This is a genomic window from Nocardiopsis suaedae (genome assembly GCF_027706745.1).
Lineage (GTDB): Bacteria > Actinomycetota > Actinomycetes > Streptosporangiales > Streptosporangiaceae > Nocardiopsis_A > Nocardiopsis_A suaedae.
In genome coordinates, this window is record NZ_JAQFWP010000006.1 from 86,028 (window position 1) to 100,856 (window position 14,829).

General features: G+C 75.3%; 11 protein-coding genes. 6 read left to right on the forward strand and 5 right to left on the reverse strand.

The window, feature by feature from the left end:
* Positions 1 to 302 precede the first annotated feature (302 nt).
* Entirely contained in the window at positions 303 to 1,580 is a 1,278-nt protein-coding gene (locus O4U47_RS05095; protein WP_270676367.1) for a hypothetical protein, read from the reverse strand.
* Positions 1,581 to 2,372: 792 nt separating this feature from the next.
* Between O4U47_RS05095 and O4U47_RS05100 the strand changes: the two genes are divergently transcribed.
* From O4U47_RS05100 to O4U47_RS05120, 5 genes are all read left to right on the forward strand, one after another.
* Complete coding sequence (locus tag O4U47_RS05100) at positions 2,373 to 3,509, forward strand: EAL domain-containing protein (protein ID WP_270676368.1); 1,137 nt, start codon at positions 2,373 to 2,375, stop codon at positions 3,507 to 3,509.
* A 137-nt stretch (positions 3,510 to 3,646) separates the two neighbouring features.
* On the forward strand, positions 3,647 to 4,627 hold the full coding sequence (locus O4U47_RS05105) for a GlxA family transcriptional regulator (RefSeq protein WP_270676369.1): 981 nt from the start codon (positions 3,647 to 3,649) through the stop codon (positions 4,625 to 4,627).
* Positions 4,624 to 5,244 carry a DJ-1/PfpI family protein gene (locus tag O4U47_RS05110; RefSeq protein WP_270676370.1) on the forward strand — a complete coding sequence of 207 codons (621 nt, stop codon included), beginning with the start codon at positions 4,624 to 4,626 and terminating at the stop codon, positions 5,242 to 5,244. The genes O4U47_RS05105 and O4U47_RS05110 overlap by 4 nt, the downstream gene beginning before the upstream one ends.
* A 180-nt stretch (positions 5,245 to 5,424) precedes the next feature.
* The gene (locus O4U47_RS05115; RefSeq protein ID WP_270676371.1) at positions 5,425 to 6,372 is read left to right on the forward strand and encodes an aldo/keto reductase; all 948 of its coding nucleotides are present in this window, start codon (positions 5,425 to 5,427) and stop codon (positions 6,370 to 6,372) included.
* A gap of 345 nt (positions 6,373 to 6,717) precedes the next feature.
* Positions 6,718 to 7,134, forward strand: a complete 417-nt coding sequence (locus tag O4U47_RS05120; RefSeq protein ID WP_270676372.1) for an RICIN domain-containing protein — start codon at positions 6,718 to 6,720, stop codon at positions 7,132 to 7,134.
* Between the two features lie 511 nt (positions 7,135 to 7,645).
* Here O4U47_RS05120 and O4U47_RS05125 read toward each other — a convergent pair.
* Complete coding sequence (locus O4U47_RS05125) at positions 7,646 to 10,840, reverse strand: AfsR/SARP family transcriptional regulator (RefSeq protein WP_270676373.1); 3,195 nt, start codon at positions 10,838 to 10,840, stop codon at positions 7,646 to 7,648.
* A 446-nt stretch (positions 10,841 to 11,286) separates the two neighbouring features.
* Between O4U47_RS05125 and O4U47_RS05130 the strand changes: the two genes are divergently transcribed.
* Positions 11,287 to 13,569, forward strand: coding sequence for a lysylphosphatidylglycerol synthase domain-containing protein (locus O4U47_RS05130; RefSeq protein WP_408638933.1), 2,283 nt, complete (start codon positions 11,287 to 11,289; stop codon positions 13,567 to 13,569).
* A 484-nt stretch (positions 13,570 to 14,053) separates the two neighbouring features.
* Here the strand turns inward: O4U47_RS05130 and rpmF are convergent, their stop codons facing one another.
* The 3 genes from rpmF to rpmG all read right to left on the reverse strand — a co-directional run bounded on the left by rpmF (position 14,054) and on the right by rpmG (position 14,805).
* Complete coding sequence (gene rpmF / locus O4U47_RS05135; RefSeq protein WP_270676375.1) at positions 14,054 to 14,221, reverse strand: 50S ribosomal protein L32; 168 nt, start codon at positions 14,219 to 14,221, stop codon at positions 14,054 to 14,056.
* 100 nt (positions 14,222 to 14,321) lie between these two features.
* Complete coding sequence (locus O4U47_RS05140; protein WP_017627734.1) at positions 14,322 to 14,567, reverse strand: type B 50S ribosomal protein L31; 246 nt, start codon at positions 14,565 to 14,567, stop codon at positions 14,322 to 14,324.
* A 73-nt stretch (positions 14,568 to 14,640) separates the two neighbouring features.
* On the reverse strand, positions 14,641 to 14,805 hold the full coding sequence (rpmG, locus tag O4U47_RS05145; protein WP_270676376.1) for a 50S ribosomal protein L33: 165 nt from the start codon (positions 14,803 to 14,805) through the stop codon (positions 14,641 to 14,643).
* Positions 14,806 to 14,829 lie beyond the last annotated feature (24 nt).

Genomic DNA, 14,829 nt, shown 5'->3' on the forward strand with positions numbered 1-14,829 from the left:
CCACCCGCCGTCCGCAGGGGCGGCGGCCACGGCGGCCCCGGGCCAACGGTCGAGCACGCCGCAGGGATCGGGCCCGCATCCCCGTCCCGCCCCACCCTCGGTGAAGGTGAGCACGTCGCCCGGCCCCAGCGGGAGCCCGGGGCCGACCCGGTCGGCGTGCACCCACACGTGGTCGTCGACGAAGGGGGCCGGGCGCGGGGAGGACGCCGCCGGGGCGGGCAGCAGGACCCCGCGCACCCGGCGCAGCTCGGCCGCCGGCTCGGCCGCCGGCTCGGCCGCCGGCTCGGCGGTCGGCCGCCCGCTCACCGTGGGCCCCCGGCCGGGTGCGGGCCGTCCAGCGGCGGCATCGGCACCGGGACCGGCGGCGGCGCGGCCGATGGCGGGCAGTCCGGTTCGTCCAGGCCCAGCAACCGGTACATGGCGGCGCGCAGCCGGGCCGCTGCCCGGCCCGGCGCGGACGTGAGCTGGGAGGCGTACCAGCCGCCGCGCTCGGGGGCGTGGGCGTCGAGCGCCGCCCGCACCTGCGGCAGCAGCGGCCGCTCCGGGGCGAGGCGCGGGGCCGCGCACCCGAGCAGGTCGGTGTGCGAGCCGGGGAGGACCTCGTCCCCGGAGTAGGAGGCCACCAGGACCGGGCGCCCCTGGGCGGCGGCGTAGTAGGTGACCGAGCCGTAGTCGCCCACGACCGCGTCGGCGGCGATGACGGCGGCCTGCCACCCCTGTTCGGGAGGGAGCAGGACCATGCCGCGCCGCTGGGCCCCCGACAGCCAGGAGCGGACCTGGCGGCGCCCGTGCCAGGCGAAGACGGCGGGGTGGGTGACGGCGGCCGTGCGCACCCCGGCCCCGGCGGCCTCGGCGGCCAGCCGCTCGGGCAGGCGCGGGTGGGCGCCGAGCAGGGAGTGCGGGCCGTGCGTGGACGACAGCACCACCAGCAGGTCGCCGGGGGAGGCCCCCAGGGCGCGCCGGTAGCGCTCGCGCAGGGCGCGCCCGGCGGTGATGCGGTCGTGGCAGGGGTCGCCGACGACGCGCACGACCTCGGCGGCGGCCGGGGCCGCCGAGGCGAACAGGTTCCGCAGGCGCTCGTGGGCGACCCCCAGGACGCTGGGCAGGACGCGCCCGTGGGTGATCAGGCCCCCGGCGGGCGAGCCGCTGGCGGGCCGGGGCGCGGCGGGGCCGTGGCCGCCGACCCGGGGCATCAGGCGGCCGGGACCCGAGCCGTGCGGGAGGGCGAGGACGGGGGCGGCGACGTCCTGGAGTCCGCCGAGGTTGGCCGACAGCGCCAGGTCGAAGCGGTGCTTGCGGACCTCGTCCCAGGGCACGGCGATGCCGTCGAGGTGCCGGATGTGCTCGGCGCCGGTCGCGGCGTAGGGGGAGGTCGGCGGGCAGGTGTAGAAGACCTGGACCCGGTGGTCGGTCTCGATCAGGGGCAGGACGTCGGCCAGGCGGTTCCCCGCGGTGGCGTGGTGCACCAGGACGAGGACGGAGCGCTGGGGGGACCAGGTGGCGCGGTCGGCCTGGTTGATCAGGAAGGGGCCGTCGGCGGCGTACGGTCCGGGAGCAGGGGCCGGAGAGGGGAGCGTCATGGGGCCTCCGAGCTTCTCTGCAGATCCGATGACCGCCCCAGCATGCGGGGGCGCCCTTGACGCGGCGCCTGCAGGGCGCAGGGGAGGACCTTGCAGAGGGCTTGCAGGGAGGTGGACGGCAGCGTGTACGCGCAGGCGGAGGGGCTTGCGGAGTGTCCCGATCCGGCCAGGGGAGAGCGGGGCTGCGGCCGATAGGGGGCCTGAGGGCCTGTCATGGAGTCCGCCCGCCTGGCCTCTCCATTTCGGCGGAGCTTCGCCCGACTCCGGGCAGGACCGGGGCGCGTAGGGCCGAGCGCCCCGAGAGTGATGCGACAGCCGCCGGAGCGCGCTTGGGGCGGAAGGCCGGGGACCTCTGCCAGCGCGCTTGCCGGGCGATGCCATAGATCTACGCCATAAAGCACCGGGATGGTTTGTATCAACTCAATCCCCTGCAAATCGCCCCGCTTCGACCAGAGCCGCGTTCCCCGGTTCAACACTGCGATGCACCACAAGGCCACGAGGGTGACGGAGCCGGTCCGGCCACCCCGCCTCACCGGCCCACTTCCGGGCCGGTGAGAACCCCTATGACCCGCCGTGCGCGTATTCCGCCCCTCCGCACACGTGTGCTAACCTTCCGCGTCCGATTGGCGTACTCGGTGTAGGCGAATCCCTTGTGTCCTCCCCCGTTCCCGGGCCGACCCGGGGTCGGGCGCCCGACCGCCCCATTAATCCGAGGAGATCTGGGCGCGAAGTCCCGCTGAATTCTCGGCCGGGGCGGCTGACTGCGGTCCGCCCGGGGCTCAGGATGAACCTGTGCCTTCTCCGACTTCGGCTCGCACCACCGGCCCCCAACAGGCCGTCGCCCGTCCCGAGGCCCCTCCCGTCTACCGTCCCGTCGTCGACCTCGAGTCCGGGGTGGTCCTGGCCGTGGAGGCGGAGGCCGCATCGGCGACGGCGCCGTCCGACGACTCCGCCGCCCATGCCGAGCGGCTCATCCGGCTCGCGCGCCGGGTCGCCTCCGACGAGGCGCTGCTGCCGCTGATCCTGCCCGTGCCCGCCGCCGCGGCGGCCGCCTCCCCCGACGTGACCGGGCAGCTCGAACTGGTGCTGCGGCGCACCGGACGCCGCCCGCGCGACATCACCGTCATGCTCGGCCCCGACCTGGCCGAGCTGCCCCGCGCCGCCGCGGTGCGGGCCGCCTCGCACGTGCGCGACTCCGGCTTCCGGTGCGCCTTCGCCACCGCCGCGGTCCCCGTGGACGTCATCCTGGACCAGGCCCCGTTCCTGATGCGCCTGCCGCGCAACCTCGTCTCCGGACTGCCGGGCGACGAGCGCAGCGCGGCCGTGGTCGAGGGCATGGCCCGCATCGCCCGCAGTGCCGGGGTGTACCCGATGGCGCCGGGCATCTCCTCGGTCGACCAGCTCGCGGCGCTGCGCGAGGCCGGGGTGCGCCTGGGGTACGGCCCGCTCTTCGCCGACGACTCCTGGACGCCGGGGGCCAAGGTGCGCCCGCTGCCCGAGATCCCTCCCGGCCGGGGCGGCGGCGGGCAGGAGGGGCCGCCGGTGTCGACCTTCATCGGGCCGCCGGTCGCCCTGGAACAGGACGCGACGGCGGCGGAGGTGCTGGACGCCTTCACCAACGACCCGGTGCTCAACTCGATCATCCTGCTGGACCACCGGGAGCGCCCGGTCGCCCTGCTGGACCGGTCGCGGTTCCTGCTGTCGGTGTCGGGCCCCTACGGGCACGCGCTGCACGCCGCCCGCCCCGCGCGGCGGCTGGCCGACCCGCCCAAGACGGTGCCGCTGCACACCACCGCCATGGAGGCCCTGCGCGCCGCGGGCGCCTCGGGCGAGCGCGTCCACGACGACCTGGTGGCGGTGAACGCCTTCGGCCAGGCGGTGGGCGTGGTGGCGGTGGGCGACGTGATCGCCGCGCTCTCCCGGGGGTGAGGGAGGGGCGGCGCGGAGCCGCCGACCGGAGCCCGGCGCATTCGGCGTACCCGTTGGGGCCGGATTGGCGTCGATGGCGCGATCGGTGGGGTACCTGTCGTTGACGCCATCCGGCGGCCCCGGGCACCTTTGACCGCGTGAACGAGCACCGTGTCGTCTTCCTCCTCTTCGAGGGCTTCCAGACCCTGGACCTGACCGGCCCCTGGGAGGTCTTCCGCTGCGCCGGGCACCGCGACGGCGCCTACGCCTGCCGCACCGTGGCCCGCACCGCGGGCGCGGTCGCCTCCGGCAGCGGGCTGCCCGTGCACGCCGCCCGCGGGGTGGCGGGGCCGGGCGCCGCGGACCCCGCCGACGCGGACACCCTGGTGGTCGTCGGCGGGAACGGCGTCGACGCGGCCTGCCGGGACGAGGCCCTGGTGCGGTGGACGGCCGAGGCCGGGGCGCGCGCCCGGCGGGTCGTCTCGGTGTGCAGCGGGGCGTTCCTGCTGGCCGCCGCCGGCCTGTTGGACGGTCGGCGGGTGACCACGCACTGGCGCCGCGCCGCGCAGTTGGCCCGCGCCCACCCGGAGGTGCGGGTCGACGCCGACCCGGTGTTCATCAGGGACGGGCGGATCTGGACCTCGGCCGGTGTGACGGCGGGCATGGACCTGGCGCTCGCGCTGGTGGAAGAGGACCACGGGCGGGACGTCGCGCACGAGGTCGCCCGGGAGCTGGTGCTGTTCCTGCGCCGCCCGGGCAGCCAGTCGCAGTTCAGTGTGCCCCTGTGGTCGCGCCAGCCCTCCACCGACCCGGTGCGCGAGGCGGTGCGGGCGGTCCACTCCCGCCTGGACGCGCGGCACACGGTGGAGTCGCTGGCGGAGAGGGCGGGGCTGAGCCCGCGCCACTTCCAGCGGCGCTTCGCCGCCGAGATCGGGGTGGGGCCGGCCGAGTTCGTGGAGCGGGTGCGGGTGGAGGCGGCGCAGCGCGTGCTGGCCGAGGGCGGGGACCCGGTGGAGGCGGTGGCCCGCAGGTGCGGGTTCGGCAGCGCCGAGACGCTGCGCCGCGCGTTCCAGCGCCGGGTGGGCGTGGCGCCCTCGGAGTACAGAAGCCGATTCGGACAGATGAAGGAGGACGCATGACGGCTTACGGCCTGCTGGTGTTCGACCGTGCGGAGGAATTGGACTTCGTCGGCCCGTGGGAAGTGTTCGGAGTTTCGTCGATGCTCCGGGACGGGGCGGACTCGCTGGAGCTGATCGCCGAGCGGGAGGGGCCCATTCGCTGCAACAAGGGCCTGCGGGTGGTGCCGGACCGGGTGTTCGGCGACTCCGGGGGCGGTCGGCCGGAGGGGCTGGACGTGCTGCTGGTGCCCGGCGGGAACGGGACGCGCACCGAGGTCGGAAACGACCGGCTGATCCGCTGGCTGGCCGAGGAGGCCGGGCGCGCGGAGTGGGTGGTGAGCGTGTGTACGGGGTCGCTTCTGCTGCACGAGGCCGGCCCGGCGAAGGGGAAGCGGGTGGCCACGCACTGGTCCTTCGAGGAGGGGCTGGAGGCGCGCGGGGGAGTGACGGTGGTGCGCGACGCCCGCTATGTGGTCGACGGGAACCTGGTGACGAGCCAGGGGGTCTCGGCGGGGATCGACATGGCGCTGTGGCTGGTGGGCCGCCTGCACGGCCGCGACCACGCGCGACAGGTGCGCCGGTACATGCAGTACGAGCCCGCCCCGCCGTACATGGCGGACGAGCCCTTGGCGTGGTGAGAGGGTCGGGGCGGCGTCGTCCGGGGGCGGCGGCGATCCCGGCGCGGGGTGGTGCGGGGACTCGCGGTGCCCGGTAATGCGCTGGATCGGCACGGGCGGAGCGGGTTAGGTTGCCGGGGCGCCGCAGCGCGCGGGCGCCGCCGGGCGCACCTTTCACAACGTTCGCGAGGAGACCACCACATGACCACGCTGGGAAACTCCGGCTTGGAGATCCACCCCGTCGTCCTGGGCGGCAACACCTTCGGCTGGACCAGCGACGAGAAGGAGTCCCACCGCGTCCTGGACGCGTTCCTGGACGCGGGCGGGACCCTCGTCGACACCGCCGATTCGTACTCCGCCTGGGTCGAGGGGAACGAGGGAGGGGAGTCCGAGCACGTCATCGGCTCCTGGCTGGCCGGTCGTGGCCGCCGTGACGACGTGCTCATCGCAACAAAAGTAAGCCAGCACCCCGAATTCCGAGGATTGGCCGCTTCCAACGTCAAGGCCGCCGCCGAGGCCTCGCTCAAGCGCCTCGGGACCGACTGCATCGACATCTACTATGCGCATTTCGATGACGCCGGCACTCCGCTGGAGGACACCGTCGGGGCCTTCGACGCTCTGGTGAAGGAGGGCAAGGTCCGGTACGTCGGCGTCTCCAACTACGGCCCGGACCGCCTTCGCCGCTGGCTGGAGATCGCCGAGGGGATCGGAGCCGCCCTGCCGGTGGCCCTGCAGCCGCACTACAGCCTGGTCCACCGGAAGACCGTCGAGCCCGAGCTGCGCGACATCGCCCTTGGTGCCGGGATGGGCATGCTGCCCTACTGGGCGCTGGCGGCCGGGTTCCTGACCGGCAAGTACCGCACCGAGGCCGATCTGGAGGGGCGGGCGCGCGCAGGGAGCGTCGGCCGGTACATGGGGCCCGAAGGGCTGGCGGTCGTGGACCGGCTCGTGGAGATCGCCGACGCCCACGGCGTCGCCCCGGCGACGGTCGCGCTGGCGTGGGTGCTGGGACGTCCGGGGATGGCGGGCGTGCTCGCCAGCGCCCGCACCACCGAGCAGCTCCCCGCGCTCATGGACGCGGCACGGGTGTCGCTGAGCGAGGACGAGGCGGCCGCGCTCACGCGGGCCTCGGACGCCGTGGGGGCCTGAATCCCGCGCGAAGGGTCGGCGGGTGGGCCCCGGAAGGGGAGAACCGCAATACCGGTCGCTTTCCCGATAGGTCTGCAGAGATCCGCCCGCCGCTCCTCGTTGCTCGATTCCTTTCTCGATGAACGTGCGGTGAGAGGTGATTCCGCTCGTCTCTGATTTTCGGGACCCTGGGGGGAGACTGGTGGTATTCCTGCTGGTGGAAGCGGTAGGAAAAGTGCTGGCCTATTGCGGACAGCGTCCCGCCCTGCCGTTTTGGAATCGGTGGTCCAGGGGGCCCATTGCATGGTGTTCGCAGGCGGATATGAATGCGGTGGGCGGCGTCGTTTCCGAGCGACCGGAGGAATCATGGCACTGATCCAGCAGGGCGAGTACCTGATCAGGTGCGCCGCGAACGACCTGTACATCGACCTGAGCGGCGGCAGCGCCGACCCGGAGACGCCGATCATCGGCTGGCACCTCCACAAGGGCACCAACCAGCGGTGGGACGTGCAGCAGAAGAGCCTCAACGTGTTCACCATCCGCAGCATGGTGGGCGAGGCGTTCTTCGGGCTGAGCGGCCTGAAGGTCTTCCCGCCGCTCATCGCGGCCCAGTCCTTCCCCGAGGCCTGGTCGGTCGAGCCGGTGGGCGAGGGCAAGTACCGGATCCACTTCCTGTACATCGACGCCGTGGTGACCCTGCCCGAGGACCGGGAGGGCACCCAGTTCGTCCTGCAGCCGTGGCGCGGGGAGAACCGCCAGATGTTCATCTTCGAGAACGCCTGACCTGTCGCGGCCGACAGGGCGCCGGTGCCCGTCCCCGGAACCTCCGGGGTGCGGACCGGCGCAGGGGTCCGCCTCCGGGATCGCCGGGGGCGGACCCTCGCCTTCGTCGGGGGCGGCGGGGCCCAGGTCGTCGGAGAGCGGAAGCGGGGGAGGGCAGGCGGAGGGTGGGGCCTGCGGATGTGCTCACGGGGAAGGGGCGTCGTGCGTCCGGATGATTCCCGCTTGCGGCCTTGCGGGGCGCTCCTGTGCGCTCGAGCGGACGGTCAGAGCCGTTCGATCACGTGCAGCCACACCCACTGCGTGGAAGCGGCCGCTGCCGTGGCGTGGTAGGCGAGCATCACAGCGATCATCAGCACGACGTTGTGCCCCATTTCCGGTGTCGGGTCGGTTCCCCCCTCAGGGGGCGGCGAGATCGAGATGATCTTCGCGGCGAAACCCTACCGGCGGCGGGTCGGCTCATGGGCAGAAACGATGAGATCTGTCCCTATAGGGGGATCTGCCCAGGTCAACGCTACACGATCTCCTCCTGGGGGGTGCTGTCCCCTGTGCGGGGGAGTGGCACGTTCAGCGCTGCGACGGGCGCGCCGCAGTCCCCCTTCCCTCGAGCCGTTCCCGACCGCTCTCGGGCCCGGGCGGCGGCGTCGAACAGTGCTTGGGAGCGCTCCGCGTCACCGCGCCGGTGCGCCACGTGTCCGAGGGCGGTCAGAGCGTGTGCACGCGCTTCGGACGTGGGCGACCGATGAAGCGCCTGCTGCATGTGGACCTCCGCCTCCTCGAAGTCACGAAGGGCCGCGTACGCCTCGCCCAGCCCCATGAGGATGGCGGGCATGTCGGCAGGGGCGTCTGTCGCCGACGCGAGGTCCTGAGCCTTGGCGAAAGCGCTCAAGGCGGTCGTGGGCTGTCCCAGGCGCAGGCGGGTGTGCGCCGAATGCGCCAGTGCGGCGATCTCAGTGGTGGTGTCGCCGATCGCCCGCGCCGTCTCCAGGGCATCCTGGAAGCACTCGAGGGCCAGTGAAAGCTCGCCCCGGTCGGCATGGAGTTCGCCGATGTTGCAGCGCATCCGCATGGCGTCACCGCGCCGCCCGGCCTCCTCCGCGAGCCTGAGGGCCTCCTCTCCGAGACGCAGGGCCTCGGCCGGCTTCCCGATCTGGGCCATCACTCGGGCCATGTTCCCCGTCACCATCATGATCGAGGCCTGGTCGCCGACGGCCTCGTAGAGGGTGAGGGCTTCGTGGAACGAACCGAGCGCCTGCGCCGGTGCGCCGCGTACGCTGTGGCCGATCGCCGCGAAATGGAGTGACTGGGCGACCGTCGGTACGTGCCCCTCGTGTCGGGCCACCGCCAGCGCCTCTTCGATGCAGGGAAGTGCGGCGTCCGCGTGCCCGGCGAGGCTGAGCGCGAGGCCCTGGGCGCTCAGGGCCTGGGCCCGGGTGACCTCGTCCCCGCAGGTCGATGCCTGATCTATGGCCGCCAGCGAAGTGGCGGCGACCCGGCTCAGACGCTCGGCCCTCAAATGGGCCGCGACGAGCTCGTTCAACGCGTGCGCGTACCCCACCGCGTCCCCTCGGTCGCGGAAGGTTCGGGCCGCTCCCTGGAAGGCCGTGGCCTCGCGGTCGGGTGCGCCCGAGGTGGACAGGAACCCCGCCAGGCGCAGGGCCAGCTCCGCCCGGTGCCAGGCGAACGCCTCGCCCTCCGATGCCGGGTGGGCGCCCCCGGAGCCCGGCAGCAGGTCCAGCAGGGTTCCCCGCTCGGCCGCGAACCACGCGTCGGCCTCGTCCGGCCCGGCGAACCCCGGCGCCTCCACCGGCGCCCCCGGGCGGGCCGGGCGGCGGTGGCGGTGCGGGAACCGCGCCCGGTCGGCGGCGTCGGCCGCCGCGAGCCACTGGTCGAACACGCGCGAGAGCACCGCGTGCTCCTCCAGCGCCCCCAGCTCCTCCTGCGCCGTGCGCCGGGCGAAGTCCGCGGTCAGCGCGTGCAGGCGCCAGCGCCCCGGCGGCCCCGGCTCCTCCACCAGCGAGCGCTCCGACAGCAGCTCCAGGACCGGCTCGGCCTCCCGCGCCGTCGCACCGATCGCCGCTGCGGCGGCGTGGGTGCCGAACGCGGTGGACGGAAGAAGGCCGAGCCGGACGAACGCGGCCCGCGCCGGCGGGGGCAGGCCCTGTGCGCTCGCGGCCAGGGCCGCGGCGACCGGGCCGGTGAACCGGGGCGCCGCCTCGTCGAGCCGCTCGACCAGGTGCGCCAGCGGCCACGCCGGGTGCGCGTGCCGCCACCAGGACGCCAGCAGCCGCAGCGGGTGCGGCAGCCGGTCCATCCTGCGCGCCAGCGCCGACAGCCCCGGCCCGTCGGCGCGCGGGTCGCACCCGGTGATCGCGGCCACCAGCCCCACGGCCTCCTCCGGGGCGGGCGCGACCAGCCCCAGCGCGCGCGAACCCTCCAGCGACGCCATGCGGATGCGGGAGGTCACCAGGGCGGCGCTGTGCCGCCCCCCGGGCAGCAGCGGGCGCACCTGCTCGGGGTCGGCGGCGTCGTCGAGCACGGCCAGGAGCCGCAGCGGCGCGGTCAGGGTGCGCCACAGCCGCGCCCGCGCCTCGGTCCCCTCGGGGAGATCGGCGGCGGGCACGCCGAGCTGCCCGAGCATCTCGTGCAGCGCCTCGGCGGGGTCGCGGGGCGGCCGGTCGGTCCCGGAGCCGTGCAGGTCGACCAGGAGGCGCCCGTCGGGGAACTCGGGGCTCAGGCCGTGCGCGGCGCGGCACACCAGGGCGGTCTTGCCCACCCCGGGCATGCCCGACACGACCACGGCCGCCGCGCCCGCGCGCAGGTCGGCGGCGATGCGCTCCAGCTCGGCCGCGCGCCCGTGGAAGTCGTGCAGGTCCCGGGGGAGGGTGTCCGGGGGAGGGGCGGGCGCCGCCCCGGAGGGCGGTGCGCCGGTCGGCGGCGCCGCGGGCGCCCCCTGGGCGTTCCCGCCGTCCCGGCCCCGGCCGCCCTCGGCCTCGCACAGCAGGTGCCGCAGGGCCGCTCCCGGGGCGACCCCCTGCTCGTGCAGGTGCTCGGCCAGGCGGCGGCACACCCCCGCCGCCTCGGCGCGGTGCCCGGCCCGCAGCAGGGCGGTGGCCAGGTTGAGGGCGACGGGCTCGCTGCCGGGGTGGAGGCCGGCCTCGGCGTGCAGCGCGTCGAGCAGGTCGCGCGGGTCGCGGCCGCTCTCCAGCAGCAGCCGCCCGTGGTCGGCCGCGGCGTCGCGGCGCGCCAGCACCATGGCCTCGCGGCGCCGGAGCGCCCAGTCGCCCGAGAGGCCGGTGAGGGGCGTGCCCCGCCACAGCCCCAGCGCCTCTTCCAGAAGCTCCAGGGCCGGCTCCCGCTCACCGGCCCGTTCGCGGGCGCGCGCCGCGCGGCACAGCCGCCGGAACCGCGGCCAGTCGACGGCGTCGGCGCCCAGGTCCAGGCGGTAGTGGCCGCTTTCGCACACCAGGGCGGCGCGGTCGGCCCCGGCGGCCTCCAGGTGGCGCCGCGTGCGGGACATGTAGCTGTCGAGAGTGGAGAGGGCGCCGATCCCGCCATTCCAAACGAGTTCGACGATCGATTCTCTAGAGAGCGGCCGCCCTTCTTCCAATGCCAGCAGGACGGCGATTTCGAGTTGTTTTCCCGACCCCAGTGGGAAGTCGCGGCCGTCGCGCACCAGCCGGACCGGGCCCAGGACTCTCAGCTCCACCCTACCTCCTTCGGGTGCTGCTCCCCGGGGTGGTGAGTGTGCCCCGAAAGCCGGTCGGGAGAACCGGCCGAAATCTGCCACCAGGGATTACCGCGGCCTCCGCGGCGGCATTATGGGCATTGACCTGCGGCCCGGCCGTGCGGGCGGTCCCGAGCCGGCCACGGCCGGGTACACGAACGCATCCCCGGGGGAATACCGGGCCGAAGGGCCCGCCCCGGGAATACGGCATCTGCAATTGCAGGTGAATGCGAATATGCGCGGGCATCGGCCGTGCGCATTCGCCGGACACGCCGGTCCCCTGGCACGGGACCGGGGCCGGGTGGGGCAGTCTTGGGGGCGTGAGAACGGCAGCCGATCGCCCCGACCGGGGCGCAGACGAGGTACTGGGACCCATTCCGCCGCCCGTGCGGCGCCCCACCGACCTGCTGGTGGGCACGGCCGGGGCGGTGGCGGTCGCGGCGGTGCTCGGGCTGGTCTCCCTGGCCGGCGACGGGCAGGGCGCGGCCCCGGACGAGCTGCGCTCCCTGCTCCCGCCCTCGCTGCTGGCCCTGGTGGCCGCGGCCGCCAACATCGCGGTGCTGGTGCTGGCCGCGGTGGCCGCCGTGGAGCGGCTGATCCGCCGCGCCGGGCGCGACCTGGTGCGCGGCCTGGCCGCCGCCGCGTTCTCCTACGGCGCCACCGAGGCCGTCAACGCGGCCGTGCTGGCCCTGTCCGGCCCCACGGGGCCGCCCGAGGCGCTGTCGGCCGGAGCGCACACGTGGCTGCTCGGCGGCCCCGCGCACGCCTACCTGGCCGCCGCCATGGCCTACACCGCCGCGGTGGGCCCGGTGCGCCTGGCCCGGGTGCGCGGCGGGCTGTGGGCCGGGATCGCCGCCACCGCCGCCGCCGTGCTGCTGGCCGGGGTGGCCACGGTCCCCGCGCTGGCCCTGACCGCGCTGCTGGGCGCCACCGGCGCCGCCCTGGCGGGGTTCGCCGTGGGCGCGGCGCGCCCGGAGTCGCTGACCGGGCCGATGGTGGAGGAGCTGCGGCGCTTCGGCCTGGAGCCGCTCACCCTGGCCCCGGCCGGGACCGACGGGGAGGGCAACCGCCGCTTCACCGCCGATACCCCCTCCCGGCGCCTGGACCTGGTGCTGATGCGCGCCGACGACACCGTGCAGGCCCTCAAGCGGCTGGGCGGGATGGTGCTGCTGCGCGGCCCGGTCGCCCCGCCCGTGCGCCTGGGCCTGTCGCGCCGGCTGGAGCACGCCGCGGTGATGGGGTGGGCCGCCCGCGCGGCCGGGGCGTGCGTCCCCGACGTGCTGGGCATCGGCGACGTGGGCGCCGGGTCGGCGGTGCTGATCCGCGAGTACGCGCCCGTGCGGACCCTGGAGGAGGTGCGGGAGGAGGAGCTGACCGACGCGGCCCTGGAGGGGCTGTGGCGGGAGCTGGCGCTGCTGCACCGCAACCGCATCGCCCACGGCTCGATCGGCGGGGACACCGTGGGCTGGAGGACCGGCGGCCGCCCCGCCTTCACCGGGCTGTCCGGGGGATCGGTGGCCGCCGCGCCGCTCAAGGCCTCTCTGGACACCGCGGCGCTGCTGACCGCGGTGGCGCTGCGCACGGGCGCCGAGCGGTCGGTACGGGCCGCGGTCGCGGTGCTGGGGCTGGAGGCGGTGGCGGGCGCCCTGCCCCTGCTGCAGCCCGCCGGGATGCCGCTCGGCCTGCGAAGACGCCTGCGCGGGCACCCCGGGGTGCTCGGGGAGGTGCGCGCGCGCATCACCGGCCTGGCCCCCGAGGCCCCGGCCCGCCCCGCCCGGCTGGAGCGCATGCGCCCGCGCACCGTGGTCAGCGCCGCCGTGGCCACCGTGGTGGCGCTGGTGCTGGCCAACCAGCTGGCCGGGGTCGACCTGACCACCGTCGCGGCGGCCGACGCCGGGTGGGCGGCGGCCGCCTTCGCGGCCGCGACGGCCTGCATGGTCGCGGCCGCCCTGGCGCTGATGGGCTTCGTGCCGATCCGGCTGAACCTGTGGACCACCGTGCTGGTGCAGTACGCCGGGTCCTTCATCCGCATCGCCGCCCCCGCGGGGCTGGGGTCGCTGGCGATCAACACCCGCTACGTCACCTGCCAGGGCGCCTCGGCGGGGCTGGCGATCTCGGCGGTGGGCCTGTCCCAGGCGGTGGGGCTGCTCACGCATGTGCCGCTGCTGCTGGTCAGCGCCTACCTGACCGGTACCGGCACCGACCGGTTCACCGACTTCTCGCCGTCGCCGACGCTGGTGGCCGTGGTGCTGGTGCCGGCCGCCGGGGTGGCGGCGGTGCTGCTGGTCCCGCGGCTGCGCGGGCTGGTGGTCGAGCGGGTGCGGCCCTACTTCCAGGGCGTGGTGCCCCAGCTGCTCGACCTGCTGCAGCGGCCCCGGCGGCTGGCCATGGGGGTGGGCGGCACGCTGCTGCTGACGGCGGGGTTCGTGGGGAGCCTGTACTTCTCCGTGCTGGCCTTCGGCGGGCAGGCCGACCTGGCGGCGGTGGCGGTGGTGTTCCTGGCCGGGAACGCGCTGGGCTCGGCCGCCCCGACGCCGGGCGGGCTGGGCGCGGTGGAGGCGGCCCTGCTGACGGGGCTGTCGACGGTGGCGGGGCTGCCGGTGGCGGTCGGGCTGCCGGCGGTGCTGCTGTTCCGGGTGCTGACGTTCTGGTTCCCGGTCCTGCCCGGGTGGGGGGCCTTCCACCTGCTGCAGAGGTGGAAGGCGATCTGAGGCAGGCCGAGGTGAGGGGCGCATCACACCGTTCCCGCGGGGCTGCGCCGTGTGCGGGGGAGTGCGTGCGGAGGGACGGGCCGCCTTCGAGCGCGCTTGGGGCGGACGCATGATGTGCTCTGCCAGCGCTCTGCAACGGGGATGCCATAGATCTACGCCATAAAGCCGGGAGTGGTGGCGCTTCACACCCCAAGACCACAGCGGAGCGGCTCCGCCGCACTGACCTCCCACACCGGCCCCCGCAAGGGGGCGGACCTCGGCGGGCCGTGTCCTCTGGAGTGATGGAGCATTCGGCGGCCGCGGCCGCCGACCGCCTACGGCCTTCGGCCGTCCCCCGACAGGCGTTCCGCCGGTGCGGACCCGCTCGGCGAACGGCGGGCGCCGACAGCGGGGGCTCGGCCTGTGCGGGCCCACTGTCGGCGCCCTCAAAGGAGCGGTCTGCCGCCGCCCCCGCGGCCCGGTCCGGGCCCGGAGGCGTCCGCGGTCACGGCAGGGGGATCAGCCCGCGCCGGTAGGCCGCGGCCTGGCGCCGCGGGACCAGGGCGGTACGGCCGCCGACGGTGACCTCGATCAGGTCCGGCACGGCGGCCCGCCACTGTGAGCGGCGCTTGCGGGTGTTGGAGCGGGACATCTTGCGCTTGGGCACGGCCATGGGTGGCGGTCGGCCTTTCGTTCGGGCCCCGCCGGGCGGCACGGGTCGGCCCGGTGCCGGGGCGGGGCGATCGGATCGGGTGCGGGTGCTTGGGCCCGTGTCAGGAGCGGCCGTAGCGCTGCTTGAAGCGCTCGACCCGTCCGGCGGTGTCGACCACGCGCCCCCTGCCGGTGTAGAAGGGGTGGCTCGCGCTGGAGATCTCCACGTCGACGACCGGGTAGGTGTTGCCGTCCTCCCAGGTGACGACCTGGTCGGAGGTGACGGTCGAGCGGGTCAGGAAGGCCATGTCCCCCGCCTTGTCGCGGAAGACGACGGGCCGGTACTCGGGGTGGATTCCGGGTTTCACTGGTGTCCTTCTCTCGTGGCGTCGGCGCCGCGGGGCGCCGGGGCTGTCCGGGGCGGTCCGGGTCCGGGGCCGCTCAGCGGTCCTCGCGGAACTCGGTGTGCCGCCTGATGACCGGGTCGTACTTGCGCAGCACGAGGCGGTCGGGCGTGTTGCGGCGGTTCTTGCGGGTGACGTAGGTGTAGCCGGTCCCGGCCGTCGAGCGGAGCTTGACGATGGGCCGGGCGTCGCTGCGCGCCATGGCGGGCCTCCTCGGGGTGTCTGC

Excerpts from the sequence above, each read along its gene's own strand:
- rpmG (WP_270676376.1), bottom strand. The coding sequence starts at position 14,805 with ATGGCGCGCAGCGACGCCCGGCCCATCGTCAAGCTCCGCTCGACGGCC.
- rpmF (WP_270676375.1), bottom strand. The coding sequence starts at position 14,221 with ATGGCCGTGCCCAAGCGCAAGATGTCCCGCTCCAACACCCGCAAGCGC.
- O4U47_RS05095 (WP_270676367.1), bottom strand. The coding sequence starts at position 1,580 with ATGACGCTCCCCTCTCCGGCCCCTGCTCCCGGACCGTACGCCGCCGAC.
- O4U47_RS05110 (WP_270676370.1), top strand. The coding sequence starts at position 4,624 with ATGACGGCTTACGGCCTGCTGGTGTTCGACCGTGCGGAGGAATTGGAC.
- O4U47_RS05120 (WP_270676372.1), top strand. The coding sequence starts at position 6,718 with ATGGCACTGATCCAGCAGGGCGAGTACCTGATCAGGTGCGCCGCGAAC.
- O4U47_RS05115 (WP_270676371.1), top strand. The coding sequence starts at position 5,425 with ATGACCACGCTGGGAAACTCCGGCTTGGAGATCCACCCCGTCGTCCTG.